This is a genomic window from Collinsella sp. CLA-ER-H4 (assembly GCF_040092395.1).
In the GTDB taxonomy this organism is placed as follows: Bacteria; Actinomycetota; Coriobacteriia; order Coriobacteriales; family Coriobacteriaceae; genus Collinsella.
In genome coordinates this window covers 37,155-52,683 of record NZ_JBBNLQ010000006.1, presented here as the reverse complement: position 1 = coordinate 52,683, position 15,529 = coordinate 37,155, and the positions used below count along the sequence as shown (strand labels likewise).

The 15,529-nt window shown below is 60.9% G+C and carries 15 protein-coding genes; 2 read left to right on the top strand and 13 right to left on the bottom strand.

The genetic code is table 11. The features are described from left to right. The first annotated feature begins 272 nt into the window (after positions 1-272). A complete protein-coding gene (locus AAAX34_RS05665) occupies positions 273-1,187 on the top strand; it encodes a hypothetical protein (protein WP_349110374.1) in 915 nt (304 codons plus the stop codon). A gap of 33 nt (positions 1,188-1,220) precedes the next feature. Further along, a complete protein-coding gene (locus AAAX34_RS05660; RefSeq protein WP_349110407.1) occupies positions 1,221-1,436 on the top strand; it encodes a helix-turn-helix transcriptional regulator in 216 nt (71 codons plus the stop codon). A 114-nt stretch (positions 1,437-1,550) separates the two neighbouring features. On the opposite strand, the gene AAAX34_RS05655 is transcribed toward AAAX34_RS05660, so the two are convergent. The 13 genes from AAAX34_RS05655 to tmk form a co-directional block, all read right to left on the bottom strand. Then, a complete protein-coding gene (locus tag AAAX34_RS05655; protein ID WP_349110373.1) occupies positions 1,551-2,636 on the bottom strand; it encodes a hypothetical protein in 1,086 nt (361 codons plus the stop codon). Between the two features lie 126 nt (positions 2,637-2,762). Beyond that, positions 2,763-3,848: an isocitrate/isopropylmalate family dehydrogenase gene (locus AAAX34_RS05650; RefSeq protein ID WP_195192147.1), complete on the bottom strand. Its 1,086-nt coding sequence runs from the start codon at positions 3,846-3,848 to the stop codon at positions 2,763-2,765. 6 nt (positions 3,849-3,854) lie between these two features. Beyond that, complete coding sequence (locus AAAX34_RS05645; RefSeq protein ID WP_117820896.1) at positions 3,855-4,553, bottom strand: hypothetical protein; 699 nt, start codon at positions 4,551-4,553, stop codon at positions 3,855-3,857. Between the two features lie 15 nt (positions 4,554-4,568). After that, on the bottom strand, positions 4,569-4,997 hold the full coding sequence (locus AAAX34_RS05640) for a hypothetical protein (protein ID WP_055310425.1): 429 nt from the start codon (positions 4,995-4,997) through the stop codon (positions 4,569-4,571). Between the two features lie 5 nt (positions 4,998-5,002). Further along, entirely contained in the window at positions 5,003-6,082 is a 1,080-nt protein-coding gene (locus AAAX34_RS05635; protein ID WP_349110372.1) for an NAD(P)-binding domain-containing protein, read from the bottom strand. A gap of 98 nt (positions 6,083-6,180) precedes the next feature. Then, on the bottom strand, positions 6,181-7,134 hold the full coding sequence (locus tag AAAX34_RS05630) for a DegV family protein (RefSeq protein ID WP_349110371.1): 954 nt from the start codon (positions 7,132-7,134) through the stop codon (positions 6,181-6,183). Between the two features lie 79 nt (positions 7,135-7,213). Then, complete coding sequence (raiA, locus tag AAAX34_RS05625; RefSeq protein WP_035137685.1) at positions 7,214-7,798, bottom strand: ribosome-associated translation inhibitor RaiA; 585 nt, start codon at positions 7,796-7,798, stop codon at positions 7,214-7,216. A 317-nt stretch (positions 7,799-8,115) separates the two neighbouring features. Further along, positions 8,116-9,141, bottom strand: a complete 1,026-nt coding sequence (locus tag AAAX34_RS05620; RefSeq protein ID WP_349110406.1) for a transporter substrate-binding domain-containing protein — start codon at positions 9,139-9,141, stop codon at positions 8,116-8,118. 732 nt (positions 9,142-9,873) lie between these two features. Continuing rightward, positions 9,874-10,872: a hypothetical protein gene (locus AAAX34_RS05615; RefSeq protein WP_349110370.1), complete on the bottom strand. Its 999-nt coding sequence runs from the start codon at positions 10,870-10,872 to the stop codon at positions 9,874-9,876. Positions 10,873-10,994: 122 nt separating this feature from the next. Continuing rightward, positions 10,995-11,801 carry a double zinc ribbon domain-containing protein gene (locus AAAX34_RS05610; protein WP_349110369.1) on the bottom strand — a complete coding sequence of 269 codons (807 nt, stop codon included), beginning with the start codon at positions 11,799-11,801 and terminating at the stop codon, positions 10,995-10,997. 102 nt (positions 11,802-11,903) lie between these two features. Continuing rightward, positions 11,904-13,604, bottom strand: coding sequence for a regulatory iron-sulfur-containing complex subunit RicT (gene ricT, locus AAAX34_RS05605; protein ID WP_349110368.1), 1,701 nt, complete (start codon positions 13,602-13,604; stop codon positions 11,904-11,906). Beyond that, complete coding sequence (locus tag AAAX34_RS05600) at positions 13,595-14,722, bottom strand: DNA polymerase III subunit (RefSeq protein WP_342996079.1); 1,128 nt, start codon at positions 14,720-14,722, stop codon at positions 13,595-13,597. Before AAAX34_RS05600 ends, ricT begins: the two co-directional genes overlap by 10 nt. 1 nt (position 14,723) lies before the next feature. Continuing rightward, positions 14,724-15,407: a dTMP kinase gene (gene tmk, locus AAAX34_RS05595; protein ID WP_349110366.1), complete on the bottom strand. Its 684-nt coding sequence runs from the start codon at positions 15,405-15,407 to the stop codon at positions 14,724-14,726. Positions 15,408-15,529: the final 122 nt, after the last annotated feature.

The following is a 15,529-nucleotide window of genomic DNA, read 5'->3' as shown; positions in this document are numbered from 1 at the left end:
TATCACCCCAGAAGAGGCCGCTTTCGTTGATTCATACGGTATAACGTTTTTGCACCGCTCGTGATATTTCGACCGTTTACCGCTCGTTAACACTTCTACCTGCGGTTTTGAAACCGTTTCGAAATGCTTTGGCAAAAAATCGGATCTTTTCCCGTGTCTAAACAACGCAGGGCGGCAAAAAATAGCGTGTAGAAAAATTGCAGGTCATTGTGAAGATATGTGAATTGGTCTTTTTGACTTAATACCAGTTAGAACCAGTTTTGAGATTATCGGTGAACGGTAGTTTTCGACCGTTCACCGGTTACTTGCAATCGTTTGCAGTTGTTTTCCCAGATGAATTAGGGAAGCCCGATGAAGCACTTGTGCAATCACGGGAAGTTTTGGCATTTGTCCTCATCCCCCGCGCGCCAAACTCCAGCATCCAAAATGAGCTAATAGCTCACGCTAATCGTTTTCAATCATTACTTACTCATATCCGTAATTATTTATCGTTTATCGTTAATTCTGATATGATACAGGTATCATCCAAAACGCCGATTGGAGGGGTTATGGTCCATCGAAACGCATCTATATCGAATGAAACCATCAGCCGCGAACAGACGATAGCCAAACTGAGGAAGCTCGCTCGCATCTGCAAATGGGCCACGATCTGCATTACCACCGCGCTCGCTCTGGGACTCCTCGCAGTCATTGCGATTGACCTTCTACTCATATTGCCTGGCCTCTCCCAAGGGTCGTGCCTCCAATCCGTAGAACTTCAAGCCGGCGAAGGGCCGTGCCTTGCTATCGTCGGTACTGATGCGCAGGCTCCACTTATGCTCGTCGCACACGATGGCCACACTGCCATAGGGAGCATTTTGATGACATGCCTCGCGCTTACCATCGCGATAAGCGTGCGCAGGCTTTTCTTCAACATTGAAAAGGAAGGCAGGCCCTTTGACCTTGAATGTAACCAGACACTTCGTCGAGTAGGACATATATTCCTTATCGGCGGCGTTGCCGTGAGGCTTCTTGGCGCCGCAATCACGGGGATGATACTCTCAGGATTTGGCGGCAGCTTTACGGATGCGTTCGCCGGCCAGTTATTCGAGCCCTCCATGCTCTTTGCAGGCCTGATTATTTGCCTGATTGCCAGCATCTTCCGCTACGGGTATATCCTGCAAAAACAAGATGACGAGTTGCTCTAGGGGGAATCCATGATTATCCTGCGGCTTGACCGCATGCTCGCCGAACGCAAGATCTCATCCAAAGAGCTTGCGGAACGTGTGGGCATCTCCCAGGTCAATATGTCACGCATTAAGACGGGCAAGGTTTCTGCCATACGTTTTTCAACTCTTGACGCGATATGCCGGGCACTCGACTGCCAACCGGGCGATGTACTGGAATATATGCCTGACGATGAAGCCGATAACCTTTTTGGACTTAAAGATGAATAGCCATAATTAAGCCGCCAATCACGCACTCAACGCAAATTGCCCGCCAGAACGACTTCCGTACTGGCGGGCAATTTGCTTTCTATCAGCTAGATGCTCGATGAGCCGTGCAACTCTTTACGCAAACAGGCCGTAGATGCTGATGTTGGCCTTGGCGTAGAGGCCGTTAGCATACTCGGTCCACTTGGAGCTGGCGCTCGAAGCCTGCGAGGAGTACTGCTGATAAGCAGTGTAGTAGGCGGTCATGGCCTGCTTGTAGGTGGCGCTATCGGCCGTAAAGGCATCATCGGCAAAGGCCTTGGCATAGGTGCTGTCGGCATCCTTCCAAGTGCCCTTTGAGCTATCCCACTCGTCGCCGGCAAGGTTGATGATGTAGTCGGCGTAGTCCTTGCTCGCGGTCTCCTCGTTGCCGTCAGCAGGCTCGGTCGGGGCGGTCGGCATGCTTGCGGAGCTATCGCCCACCTTCTTCTTGTAGAGCTTCTGCAGCGTCGCAGACTGGCGGACGATCTGCTTGGCCTGGTCCTTGGACACGCCATACTGCGTGGCCATGGTCTTGTAGTCGGAGGTGCCGATGGAATCCTCGGCGTACTGCTTCATTTCCTTGGAAGAGACGGTAATGCCCTCGTCCTCGGCAGCGTCCAGCAGAATCTGGTTGCGCACGTAGGACAGGATAACGTCGGCAGACGGAGCGGTGTAGTTGCCGTCGTCGTTCTTGACGGTGTCGAGGCTATACTGGCTCTCGATGGCCTCACGCGCGGTGATGTCGCTCTTCTTGCCGTTGTAGCTATAGCTTGCCACGGTCGAATCGAGCTGGTCCTCGGTGAGGGTCGCCGAGCCGACGCCCTTGCCGCCAAAACCACCGTTGCCGATAAAGAAGCCAATCACGGCAGCAATCACGATAGCGACCACAAAGGCGACAATCATCGTCTTCTTGTGCTTCGATGCATGGCCGTCCGCGTCGGAGTCGTCGTCCTCGTCCTGCTCCTCGGGCATGAGGTTCTCGTCGGCGGCGTCCGCGGCGATCTTTGCCTCCAGGCGAGCGTCCTCCTCCTCGGCCGTCGTACCGGCAGCAATGTGCTCGGCAGACGTACCGGCGACCAGATCGATCTTCTCCTCCTCATCACCGTCGGGGCCTTCGCCGCGCTCGATAATCTGGATGCCGTCGATCTCGTCCTTCTCGTCCTTCTTTTGAATCAGACCCATATCAGTTACTCCTTGTTAGGAAACATAGTCCGCAATAGAATACGCCCGACAGAGCGCCGGGCGTATTGATTCTTAGGTTATACGCAAACACTTAAGTACTATTTAGGCGTTTGCAGTCTGCATGCCTTAGGCCAGGTGCGCGATAACGGCATCGGCAAAGGCCTGCGTGCCCACAGCGCCCTCAACGGAGCCGGTCTGGGCACGACGAACGTCGCCGGTAACCTGCTCACCCTCGTCGAGCGTGGCAGAAACGGCGGCGCGAATGCGATTGGCCGCGTCGTTCTCGCCCAGGTGATCGAGCATCATAGCCGCAGACAGGATCTCGGCCGTGGGGTTGGCGATATCCTGGCCAGCGATATCGGGCGCGGAGCCGTGCGTTGCCTCAAAGATTGCGCAGTCGGCACCGATGTTGGAACCCGGAGCCATACCCAGGCCACCCACCAGGCCGGCGCACAGGTCGCTCACGATGTCGCCGTACAGGTTGGGCAGCACCAGGACATCGAAGTCGTTGGGGTTCTGGACCAGGCCCATGCAGGTGGCGTCGACGATCTTGTCGTTGAACTCGATATCGGGATAGTTGGCGGCCACCTCGCGCGCCACGCGCAGGAACAGGCCGTCGGTCGCCTTCATGATGTTGGCCTTGTGCACGGCCGTCACCTTTTTGCGGCCGCAGCGGCGGGCATACTCAAAGGCATACTCCACAATGCGGCGGCTCTTGGCGATGGAGATTGGCTTGATCGAGATCGCGGAATCGGCGGCGAAGGTCTTTTGGCCCGAACGCTCGACAAGCTGCGAGAGCTCCTCGACCTCGGCAGCGCCCTCATCGAACTCGATGCCGGCGTAGAGGTCCTCGGTGTTCTCGCGCACGATAACCAGGTCGACGTCGCGGAAGCGCGAGCCGTCACCCGGCTGCGACAGGCAGGGGCGCACGCAGGCATACAGGTCGAAGTGCTTGCGCAGGGCCACGTTGACGCTGCGGAAACCCGTGCCGACCGGCGTGGTGATGGGGCCCTTGATGGCAACCTTGGTCTCGGCGACCGCATCGAGCACGTGCTGGGGCAGCGGCGTGCCAAACTCGTCCATGACGCCGGCACCGGCCTCCTGGACGTTCCAATTGATCTGGACACCGGCAGCCTCGACCACGCGGCGCATGGCCTGCGTAATCTCGGGACCGATACCGTCACCGGGAATCAGGACTACATCGTGCGCCATAATCTGTTACTCCTCGTCTTCGGCGTCGTCAGATTTTTTAACGCTAGCACGCTTCTTCTTTTTGGAGAGATCCAGGCCAAAACGTTTAACAAGCATTTCGCAAATCTCGCTCGAACGGGCCTTGAGATAGCTGCCCTTACCGTTCTCGGCATCGAACTTAAGGCGCAGCGCAAGCTTCTCGGCAACCTCGGCGTCGATCTCGCCCTGGCAAAACTCGTACAGGCAACCGAGCATGTCGCGATACTCAAGGTCGCCGTGGTAGCACTGGATGGCCTCGTCCAGGATGGGCCAAGCCTCGCGCGAACGCTCGACACTCGTGGCACCCCACACGCACAGCAGGCGGAAGGCGGCATAGCGCAGCGTGGAGGAGATCTCGTCGAACAGTGCAGTCTCGGCGCCCTCAAAGGCATCGCCCAGCTGCTCGGGGCAGGTGGTAGCGAGCGCCGTCAGGGCATCGAGGGCCTCCCAGCGGGTCTGCGCCTCGGGGCGGTCGAGCGCCTCGATCAGCGCGGGCACGCAGGGCACGACGCGCTGCGGATCGCGCTCGGCAAGCAGGTGAAGCACGCGGGCGGCAAACTGGCGGATGCGGCGCGTGGGGCAGCCGAGCTCCTTGACCAGACGGTCGACGGCGTTCTCGTTCTCCTCTGCCAGCTGAAGCTGTGCCAGCTCCTCGTCGGTGAGCTGTTCGTCTTTGTTTTCTGCCATAGTTACCTCTTCTTACTATTTCTTAGCGTGCTTGCCAGCACCCTTGCTGTCATCGGTGACCGAGATGAGCTGTCGGTCGGCCGCTCCATTGCGACGCGCACGGCGGCGTTCCTCAGCGTCGCCCGCGTCGGCGGCGGCGCGATGAGCCTTGTTGACGTTAAAGACCTCGTCGTGCTTGCGCCACGGACCGACGGACTCGCCAAAGCTCATCTTAAGACCGGCGATAAAGCCGCCGAGCCAGCCGATCGGCGCAAACTGCACCAGCGGGAACAGCGAGAACACCCAGGTCAGTAGGACGACTGCCGCCGCTCCTGCAAAATTGGCAATCCAGTAGTCGCGCTTGGTGATCACGCGCTTTTCGCACGCCCACTGGCCGCACAAAAAGCCAATGTAGATCGCAAAGAGAAAGAGCACCAGCGCTAGTACCACGAACGTCCAGCTCATGGGCGCTACTCCCCGTGATGGTGGCCGCAGCAGCACTCATGGCCGTCGTCATGGCCGTGGCCGCCGCAGCACTCGTGGTCCTCGCCGTGATGGTGACCGCAACCGCACTCGTGATCGTCGCCATGCTCGCCGCAACCACAGCCCTCCTCGTGAGCACCGTGCTCCTCGGGACGATACTGCGACCAGTCCAGACCGGCGGCGATGGCGTCGGCCTCCTCCTTGTAGAGGACCGTGATGGCCTGGGTGCCCAGCTTGGCGCCACCGATGGCGTCGAGCATGTCGTAGAGCGTAAAGGCGACGTCGGCGCCGGGCAGCGCGAGCTCGCGGTCATCGGCGTAGGCGAGCGCCAGGCGCAGGTCCTTGATGAAGTGCTCGACCATAAAGCCGGGCTTGTAGTCGCCGTCGAGCGCCTTGGGCGCCAGGCTCTCCATGGCGCCGGACTTACCGGTGCCGCCCAGGATCATCTGGCGGGTCTTCTCCAGGTCAAGGCCGCTCAGCTCGGCAAATGCCATGGCGTCTGCCATGCCGACCATGCAGGCGCCCAGCGACACCTGGTTGGCGAGCTTGGCAGCCTGGCCCTTGCCGGCGCCGTCGAAGCAGCAGATGGTTGCCGCAAAGGTAGAAAGGATGTCGCGGACCGACGCGATGTCGTTCTCGGTAGCGCCCACGATAGCCGTAAGCGTGCCGGCGATAGCACCCGACTCGCCGCCGGTAACGGGGCAGTCAAACGCCATGCGACCGGAAACCTGGGCGGCCTCGGCAATGTCGCGCGCCAGCTCGGGCGAGCTCGTGGTGAGGTCGATCAGGACCGCGCCGGGCTTAGTGCACGCGAGCAGGCCGTCGCCCGCCAGGTAGAGCTCCTCGACCTCGGAGGGATAGCCCACCATGGTAAAGACGACATCGGCGTTAGCCACGGCATCGGCCGGCGTATCGGCCCAAGCGGCACCGCGCTCGATAAGCGCGGCAGCCTTGGACTTGGTGCGGTTGTTGACCGTGACGGGATAGCCAGCATCCAGGATGTGACCGGCGATGGGGGCACCCATGATTCCGGTGCCGATAAATGCGACAGAGAGCTTGTTTGCCATGAAACCTTTCCTTTTGGGTTGGGTGTTATTACTAGGTTGAATACTCGATGCCAGCGTTTGGGCAGTGAGCTGGGATCGATTACGGCCGCGTTACTTGCCTACTGACCGCGCACGCGACGGGCGATGCGGTCGGAAAGCGACGCCTTGTCGGCGCGGTTCTTACCCCAAAACGCGCAGGCCACCATGCCGGGGCCCACGTGCGAGCCGATGGTGGGACCCACGGAGCCGCGAATGATCGTAACGTCGGCGCAGCCCTCCTCCTTGCGGATGGCGGCTTCGAGCCAGTCGCCGTCCTTTTCGGCATCGGCCGTCATGATGGCGATGGGCATGGTGCGGTCGGGCACGTAGTTCTCGCGGAACGACTTGAGGATGGACTTGAGTGCCTTCTTGCGGCCGCGGTTGACGCCGATCAGCGACAGCGAGCCGGCCAGGTCGTAGGAGAGCTCGGGCTTGACATCGAGCTTTGCCGTGAGCTGCGCTGCCGCGGGCGGAATGCGGCCGCCGGCAGCCAGTGCGTCGAAGCTCTCGAGCGTAAAGTAGCCGTGGACGTAGGTCTTTGCCTCGTTTGCCCAATCGACCAGCTGCTTGGCGGTCAGTCCCGCCGAACGCTGGCGCACGGCCTCGAGCGCCAAGAGCGCGCCGGTCGCACAGGGCAGAGCGTTGTCGACCACGTACAGCTCAAAATCGGGATACTCGGCGCGCACGGCATCTGCCGCCTGGCACGCGGAGTTGTAGCTCGACGACAGCGCCGAGGTAAAGCACAGGTAGACCGTGGGCGTGCCCTCTTTGGCGCACTCGGTAAAGAACTCGATATAGCGACCGAGCGACACAGCCGAGGTGGACACGCGGGCACCGGCGCGCATGCGGTCGTAAAACTCCTTGGGCGTGATGCTCGACCAGATGTCATCCGTGCGCTCCTCGCCATCGATAATGAAGGGGAAACCCAGGATATCGACATCGAGGTTCGCGGCGACCTCGGGGCTAAAGTCGCAGCAGGTATCGACGACGATGCGGCAACGGTCCGAATGACCGGTAGATGCGGCCTTGTCCATCAAAGCGACTCCTTACGTAAAAAGGCGGCCACCCGCATGGGATGGCCGCCAACCGTTAACTCATGCAAGTTAACGTATTTTACTCGTCAAGTGTTTCGATGCGGGGCTTGATGATGCCATATCCACCATTCTTACGGTGATACACCACATTGATGAGACCGGTCGTCGCGTTCTCGAACACGTAGAAGTCGTGGCCCAGCAGATCGGTCTGCACCAGCGCCTGCTCCTCAGTCATCGGGGTGACGTCGATAACTTTCTCGCGGACGAGCAGGTCGTCCTCTTCCTCGGGCAGCAGCAGGTCGGCCAGATCCTCGACGCGCTCGACCGGCGCGACATCCGCGGCGCTGGCACCGCCCTGGCGGTTGTCCACGACCTTGGTCTTGAACTTGCGCAGCTGGCGGGTGACCTTATCGGCGGAGAGGTCGATGGCGGCGTACATATCTGCACCGTGCTCGGCAACGCGAATCACCGAACCGCGGGCACGAACCGTGACCTCGACGATTGCCGGGTTGGGGTTCGAGGGGTTCTTCTCATAGCGAAGTACAACGTCGACCGTCATGGGCTCGATATCGAAAACCTTGAGCGCCTCGCCGATCTTCTCATCCACATGCGCACGCAGAGCATCGGTTACCGTCGTCTTGCGTCCAGAAACCTTGATATCCATACGTGGCTCCAATCTGCCTCGGGGACTTACTGTACTGGCTATGTACCCATTGCCGTGCATTTAATCACGCGGATTCCCAAAGACCCGAATAACGATTGCTTGATACCGCATACCGAAGTCTCGCACTTTTCTGTGGCAAAGTGCGCTATAGGAGGGAGCTGGCGGCTTTATATTTGGTCCCAAAAATTGGCTTTGACCTGCTGGTTTTATAGGGATGAAAAAGCCGGGCTCCCCTATTGGGGAAGTCCGGCAGTGCGTGTTGAAACCGTGAAGAGGTGTCCTTTCCAACGTATAGGAGACACCACCCCTAGCAATAACTAGCTATTGAGTTTGTTAATGTCGTCGTCGGTGATGGTGGCTTCCTGGCTGGACGATTTGTCCTCGGAGGATGCGGTCTCATTGTTGGAATCGGAGGACTCGCTGCCGGAGGACGTGGTCTCACTGGACTCAGAGTCGCCCGGCTGCACGTTAGCGCCCGAAACCGTCTTAGTGGTGAGGTCGTAGGGCATCGTGCCATACCATACGCAGTGGACTGCCTCGAGCGTACCGTCGACCGTGATGCCGTCGAGGGCATCGCTCACGGCACGGCACAGTTCGTCATTGGACGAGAGGCCCGCAACACCAAGCGTCGAGGGCGCCTCGAGCGCACCGACATAGGAGACCTCGCTCATCAGGCGTGCAAGGTAGCCGCCGGCCGTGGAGTCGCAGACCACATAGTCGACCTCGCCGGACTCGAGCGCCTCAAAGCACTCGTTGATGTTGGAGTAGGTCTTTTGGTTGGCGGTGATGCTCTGCTTGGCGAGTGCCTCCTGCGAGGCCGAGGACATCTGAACGCCCAGGGTGGACGTGTTAAGGGTATCGGTGGAAACGCTTAGCGACCCACCATCGCTGGTTTTACCGAACACAGAAGCGGCATCGTACAGGCAGGTGCCGAGCGAGCTAACGTCCCCGTCCGTGGAGTTGATCTCGCCGATAAAGATATCGGCCTTTTTGTCGCCGAGCGCGGAACCTGCCGAGGATGCATCGACAAAGGCGACCTTAAGGCCCATGCGGCTTGCGAGGGCGCGGGCGGCGTCAACCGCATACCCCGTGAGCTCGCCGTCGGCGTCCTGCATTGCCTGCGGCGCATCGGAAGTATCGAGGGCGACCGTCAGGGTTCCGGGAGTGACCAGGGCATCGTCCGACACCGCCGGCGTGACCGTCTCGTACTCGATCTGGTCAATCGTGGGAGTCGCGAACGTAGACAGAGGGTTGAACGCGCATCCGCTCAGGCCCAAAACGGCAATGACCGCTGCGGTCCCAGCACCTAACCGAGCCGCGTGCATCAAGCTGCCCCTCACCATGTCCACTACCCTGCCTTCTGTGTCGTATACAATCCGTGCGTTGCGCGGAATATCAGGTTGTTCCCACCAGCTGACCTGGTATTTGACCCCACACTTGCGCACCGGGGTGTTTGCTCGGGAGGCCGCAGCCACCTTCACGACTGACCCGCTCGCCCGCGAGGCGGTATTGCCCCAAAGAAAGTAGAACGGACGGTGCGGCTTACATCTAGGACGCGCCATGATCGCGCCGCGCGCACGCGGTCGCTTACGTGGATCCCTTTGACCGCGTCTGTCTTGGACTAGGACGGGCATTTCGTCCGTCCGCAACCACAGCCTGGTAGGAACGTAGCGCATTATAGCTAAGTTCAAGCTAAAGTTTAAGGTTAAGGGCGTCATTCGCATCGCGAGTACAGATTTCGCAGGTCGGAGCGGGCTATTCGTGCCCCTATGAAGCCCGGAGCTCCCCTACGGGGAGCTCCGGGGCGCCCTTCTTAGGGTGCCCCGGCCAAAATATGGCAAATATGAGTACTGCCACCAATTTAGTAACAGGCACTTTTGGCCTCTCGGACAGATTTTGCGCTCAGTGTCGCCAACCTGATGCTTAGTTATTCTACATTTGTTTATTATCTTCTTACTTTACGCCGCCTCCGAGTCCTAAATTCCTTGATTTTGCTGTTACTGATTTAGTGACAGTACTCATATTTGCCATATTATGGCCAGGGCATATGATTAACCCTCTATTTTCGACGCGAATTAGACCGGCTTAAGCCCAAAACACGCCCGCAGCGTGTTAAGCAACGCCTCTTGCTTCTTCCTGCGGGCATCGACACGATTCCGGTACCGCTTTCGCATACGCTGGTGCATGCGCCATGCGAGTGCTTCCATCGCTTCCATGTCACAGAGCATTTCGTTGTTGACCGTCGCGACCTCGATTCCCATAGTAATCAAGCCCGTGTTGCGCTTTTCATCATGGATACGTCCCCTCCGAGAGGAATGGCCCAGCTCACCGTTGTATTCCAGGTCAAACCGGGCTGCTTCCTGGTACGCATCGCAAACTGCATGCGGCATCCCCGAGATTGCCTGCGCACGGTCATCGAACTCAATCTTATAGTCGGTCTTAAAAGGTCCGCAGGCAAACCCGCCATAGGAAAACGGAAGTGAAAACAGGGCGAGCATGATGCACTCCATGGGTGAGCGCAGGTTTTCCGAAAGATAGGGACACAGACGCTGCAGCTGCTTGGCTGCGTTCCCCTTGCATACCGCGAGGTAATCTGCCAGACGATTGGGCGTCAGCACCGGCTCGACTTCAAAGTAGCCCACATCTGCTGGCTGGTCCTTGTCCTTTGCAAGTTTATTCGTAACAGGCGAGGTGTAGGGAGGCAGATACTTCCCGCGGTCACTCAGCGAAATCTTAGAGCAAAGCTCCTGAGCCAGGGCAAATGCCTGGATGCAGCCGACCTCGCGCGCAACGGCAACACAAAGGGCCTCGGGAGATAGACTGTACACCCCCGGTTCCACCTCTAGAATCGAGCCGGCGGGCAACCCGGAGCATACGGACCAGCTCACGCCAAGAATGCGGCGGCGCTGCGCTGCAGACCCTACCAGCAAGCACAAATCCTCTTGCACCTCGCTGCTTGCGGCCCCAATCCGCACCAAGTCGGGAAGATAGATGTCCTCGGTCGAGGGCGACGACGTGCGCAGCACACGGCGCTCTTCATCGGGATCGAGGTCCCTCCAGCTGATATAACCCATTTGTCGGCGCTCGGCGCGCATCATGCGTAGCGCCGAGGCGCCTGTTAGGATTACGGAAGCCGCTAGCTGCTCTTTTGTCGGTTTGTTGCACCGCCTGATTGTTACCGCCACATGAATCACCCCTACCAAACGCGTGCGATAGCAAGGCCATCGACTGCCGCAGCGCCGGCGCGCTTGAGTTCCGCCGAAGCCGCTGCCATCGTCGCACCCGTGGTGATAACGTCGTCGATAAGCAGCAAGCGGCGGCCGTGCACGTCCTCAACCGTCTCGTACATGCCTTGGGCACGCTCGCGGCGCTCCTCACGACCGAGTTCGCGCTGGTCGCCATGCCCGTACTTGACGAGAGCATCGAGCAAGGGAACACCCGACAGCTCGCAAAATGGGCGCGCAATGGCCTCCATATGATCAAAACCACGCCGCCGAAACGCTGCCGCCGTCGCAGGCACAAACACCACCGCATCCGCACCGGACAGCACACCTCCGTAGCGATCGGGCGCTACGACCTGGGCATGCAGGGCGGTGTCGTAGACCAGCTCCGCCAGATACGGAGCCAGACGTCGCTCGCCCGCATCCTTGTACGCTTTAATGATGCGCGGCAGCGGATGCGCATAGACGGTGCACGCCAGGCAGCGGTCGAGCGCCTCCGCCATTGCCGAGGACGTGCCCTCGACTGAACACTCAGTGCATAGCAAATCCCCAAACGGGGCGCCGCATCGGGTGCAGCTATGACGTGGGTCGATGAGCGTGAGCGTGGCCAGGCAGTCTTGGCAAATAAGCGCACCGGCGCGCTCGCAGCCAGCACATCGTGTTGGCGACAATGCCTCGAGCGCCTCGCGTGCCGCCCACTCGGCAAACGGTAGCAATTCGTCCGCAAACGGTAGGGCACCGGCACCCTGCAGACGGCTCAATATGTTCAGATGGCTCTTCAAGACACAACCCTCCCTACGTTCGGTCGCAGGGAGGGTTGTTGATTCGGCGCTATGATACCCCGATGCGCTCGGGGCAAGGCGGGCTAAATCCGCTCGCGGGCGTTATTCGCCGGCGGGCGGTTGTGGTGCGGACGAAGACGGGGTCGAGCCCTCGCCACCATCCTGGCGCGGCTTGCGGGAACGGCGACGACGACGGCGCTTTTGACCCTGGTCGGCCGAGCCCTCGCCACCGCGATCCTCGCGCGGCTCGCGCTCGTCGCGAGCGGCGCCACGCGAAGCCTTGGCAGCCGCTCCCCCGCCATCTCCGGGACGACGGCGCGTGACCTTGACCTCGCCATCCGAGACCTGATCGGCCACGGAGGGCACTGAGGGCTTCTGTTGCGCGCCCGAGGAATGGCGACGGCGCGGACGCGGCGCGCGCTCCTCCTCGCCACGTGATTTGCCGCCCTTGTCGGCAGACGCGTCGGAGGCCGAGGCGCCCTTGGAAGCGGCACCGGCCTCGCGAGCAGCTGCGGCGCGGAAGGCGTCCTCGCGCTCCTCGCTCGACAGATGACGGCGGCGGCGACGTGTGGGGTTCATGCCGCCGCCGCGATTCTGCTGCTGGGGCTGCTGAACCTCGCGCTCGCGAGAGGCGTTCTTGCCCGCGGCTGCAACCTCGGTAGCATCGCCCGAGCCCGCGCGCTTGCGACGGCGACGGCCATCGGCCGCCCCCTCGGCCTCGGGTGTCTCGGCCTTACCGCGGCCCTTTCCGCGGCCACGGCCCTCGCCCTGACCCTGACCGGCGCGAGCATCGGATTCGGCATCGCGACGACGGCGCTTGGGCATCGACGTGCCGGCCAGACGGTCGGCACTCGACAGGCCATCGCCCACATCGACGCCGTTTTCGCGATCGAGCTCCATGAGCGCCAGACGCATCTCGGGCGACTCGATGCGCTCGAGCACATCGCGCGTCACACAATCGGGGCGGCAATTGCAGCCCTGCTCGGCAGCCTTCTTCTTGCAGCCCTCCGAGCAGGTCATATCGGCCAGGTTGACCTTAAAGACTTTGCCGTTCTCCAGGCGCAGCACCAGCTGCTCACGCGGCGTGTCATACTCCTGGATACGCGCCTTGCCAAGCGGCGTATCGATGAGCGTTTTCTTTTTGGGCGCACGGCTCTTAAAGTCCTTGTACGCCTCGAACTCATAGCGCAGACAGCACATCAGGCGGCCGCACACGCCGCTGATCTTGGACGAGTTGAGCGGTAGGTCCTGCTCTTTTGCCATGCGGATCGAGACGGGCTCGAGCTGTCCGCCAAAGCGCGTGCAACAGAGCTCCTGTCCGCACTGGGCGTAGCCACCCACCAGGCGGGTCTCGTCACGCACGCCGATCTGGCGCATATCGACGCGAATGTGCAGCGTCGAGGACAGGTCCTTGACGAGCTGGCGAAAATCGACGCGCTCCTCGGCTGCAAAGTAGAACACGGCCTTCTCGCCGCCAAACAGGTACTCGACGCCCACCGGCTTCATCTCGAGGTCGAGCTCCTTGACCAGGCGGCGGAAGTCGACCATGGCCTCGTCGCCCTGGATGGCCAGGTCGTCGGCAAGCTGCAGGTCGATGTCGCTCGCCACACGAAGCACGGGCTTGAGCGGCTGGCCAATCTCGTCTTGCGGCACCTCAAAGGGATCGGCCGTGACCAGGCCGATCTCGGTTCCGCGCTCGGTGGAGCAAATGGCATAATCGGCCTCGAGGATATCCAAATCCTGCGGATCGAACCACAGGTCGCGCGAGGCGTAGGTAAACTTAACGGGTACGACTAACGGCATTTCAGTGCCTTCCTGATATCGAACAGCATGACCTCGATGGCCAGCTGGGGAGTAACGTTTCTGGCGATGTTGCGCTCGGCGGTCGCGACTGCCTCGAGCGCCCGGGTGGCACCCGCAACATTGGTCGCGGCGGCAAGCCGCCCGATCGTGTCGCGCACGTCCTCGTTCACAACGTCTGCCGCCTCGTCCTGAAGCGTCAGCAGCACGTCGCGCATGAGCGTCCGCGCGCTCGCCAGCGCTTCCATAATACCCGAACGCTCGCGCGCGTTGAGTTCGCGCTTGTTGCGGTCCTCAAGCTGCTTCAATGCTCCACGCGACAGGTAGTCGGCGTTTTGCTCGAGCACCTTTTCCTGTGTGGACTTGACCTCGGCGAGCGGCGCCTTAACGGCGACGATGAGTGACTTGGCGCGGCTGAGCACGTCGGCCTCGTCGGCGGCGATAAGCGAATCGATGGCGCGAACCATCTGACGGCGGGCGTCCTGGCGCTCGGCGCTCTTGAGGAACTCGATGCCACGCGTGGGACTCCCCGCCACGGCGACGGCCATGCGACAACGCGCAATATCCTGACCGGTGGCGCGGCTCACGGCCTGCGCGGCGACGGCGGGCGACACCAGCCGAAACGGCACGCACTGGCAGCGGCTCACGATGGTGGGCAACATCACGTCTGCCGAGGTGCCCAGCAAGATAAACATAACGCCCTCGGGCGGCTCCTCGAGTGTTTTGAGCAGTGCGTTGGCGGTGTTGGCGCGCAGTTGCTCGGCACGGTCGATGATGTAGACCTTGGCCTTGGCACGGATGGGCGCCAGAGGCACGTCATCGAGCAGCTCGCGGGTCTGGGCGATGAGGTAGCCCGTGGCGCTCTCGGGCGTGTAATAGTGCACGTCGGGGTGCGTATGGCGAGCAACGCGCACACAACTGTCGCATGAGCCGCAGCCATCCTGCTCGCACAGGAAGGCTTGGGCGAGCGCCCACGCGGCGTCGAGCTTGCCCGCGCCGGGCGCGCCCAAAAACAGGTAGGCGTGCGATGCGCGACCGCTGGCAACGGCATTGGTCAAAAAGTCGCGCACGCGCTCTTGGGTGTCAAGCTTGGCCAGCAGGCTTGCCTGAGCGGGGGCCATGTTACTCGGCCTCCTTAGCAAGCGCGCCGACGACGGCGTCTTGCGGAATGTCGAGACCGTACGCGCGAATCTGCTCGACCGTCTTCTCGAAAACTTCCTCGATGGTCGCGGTAGCGTCGATGAGCTTTACGCGGGCGGGTTCCTCGGCAGCAATGGCACTAAAGCCCTGGTAGACACGCTCCTGGAATGCCATGCCTTTGGCCTCCATGCGATCTGCCGCGCCACGGGCTGCCATGCGCAGCGCCGCCTGCTCGGGCGTGATGTGATAGACGAGCGTGAGCGCCGGGTGCGTTCCCGCAACGGCCAGGTTGTTGGCATCGCGCACCATCTGGCGATCAAGGCCGTCGGCAAATGCCTGATAGCAGGTTGTGGAATCGTAGAAGCGGTCACACAGGACCACCTTGCCGGCCGCGAGGGCGGGAGCTATGACCTCGTGCACCAACTGAGCGCGTGCCGCCTCGTAGAGCAACAACTCGCAGGTGTCGCCCATCGCTGTATTGGCGGGGTCGAGCAGCAGAGCACGGATCTTTTCGCTGATGGCGGTACCGCCCGGCTCGCGCAGGCTCACAACCTGGTAGCCAGCGAGTTCAAGCGCGCGGGCAAGCAGACGCGCCTGCGTGGACTTGCCGGCGCCATCGACGCCCTCGAGCGTGATAAAGCTATGTTGAGCGGGCTCAAAAGCCATGGGCGCAGCCCCTTCCTACAAGGCGCGTAAATGCAGATATATCAACCAAGCCATGATACCCCAGTGCTCGGTGCGTCCCCAATGGCTAAAGGTGCCTTTCCAAAGTTGCGGTGAAATAGGGA

Excerpts from the sequence above, each read along its gene's own strand:
- AAAX34_RS05660 (WP_349110407.1), top strand. The coding sequence starts at position 1,221 with ATGCTCGCCGAACGCAAGATCTCATCCAAAGAGCTTGCGGAACGTGTG.
- AAAX34_RS05655 (WP_349110373.1), bottom strand. The coding sequence starts at position 2,636 with ATGGGTCTGATTCAAAAGAAGGACGAGAAGGACGAGATCGACGGCATC.
- AAAX34_RS05650 (WP_195192147.1), bottom strand. The coding sequence starts at position 3,848 with ATGGCGCACGATGTAGTCCTGATTCCCGGTGACGGTATCGGTCCCGAG.
- AAAX34_RS05645 (WP_117820896.1), bottom strand. The coding sequence starts at position 4,553 with ATGGCAGAAAACAAAGACGAACAGCTCACCGACGAGGAGCTGGCACAG.
- AAAX34_RS05640 (WP_055310425.1), bottom strand. The coding sequence starts at position 4,997 with ATGAGCTGGACGTTCGTGGTACTAGCGCTGGTGCTCTTTCTCTTTGCG.
- AAAX34_RS05635 (WP_349110372.1), bottom strand. The coding sequence starts at position 6,082 with ATGGCAAACAAGCTCTCTGTCGCATTTATCGGCACCGGAATCATGGGT.
- AAAX34_RS05630 (WP_349110371.1), bottom strand. The coding sequence starts at position 7,134 with ATGGACAAGGCCGCATCTACCGGTCATTCGGACCGTTGCCGCATCGTC.
- raiA (WP_035137685.1), bottom strand. The coding sequence starts at position 7,798 with ATGGATATCAAGGTTTCTGGACGCAAGACGACGGTAACCGATGCTCTG.
- AAAX34_RS05620 (WP_349110406.1), bottom strand. The coding sequence starts at position 9,141 with ATGGTGAGGGGCAGCTTGATGCACGCGGCTCGGTTAGGTGCTGGGACC.
- AAAX34_RS05615 (WP_349110370.1), bottom strand. The coding sequence starts at position 10,872 with ATGGGTTATATCAGCTGGAGGGACCTCGATCCCGATGAAGAGCGCCGT.
- ricT (WP_349110368.1), bottom strand. The coding sequence starts at position 13,604 with ATGCCGTTAGTCGTACCCGTTAAGTTTACCTACGCCTCGCGCGACCTG.
- AAAX34_RS05600 (WP_342996079.1), bottom strand. The coding sequence starts at position 14,722 with ATGGCCCCCGCTCAGGCAAGCCTGCTGGCCAAGCTTGACACCCAAGAG.
- tmk (WP_349110366.1), bottom strand. The coding sequence starts at position 15,407 with ATGGCTTTTGAGCCCGCTCAACATAGCTTTATCACGCTCGAGGGCGTC.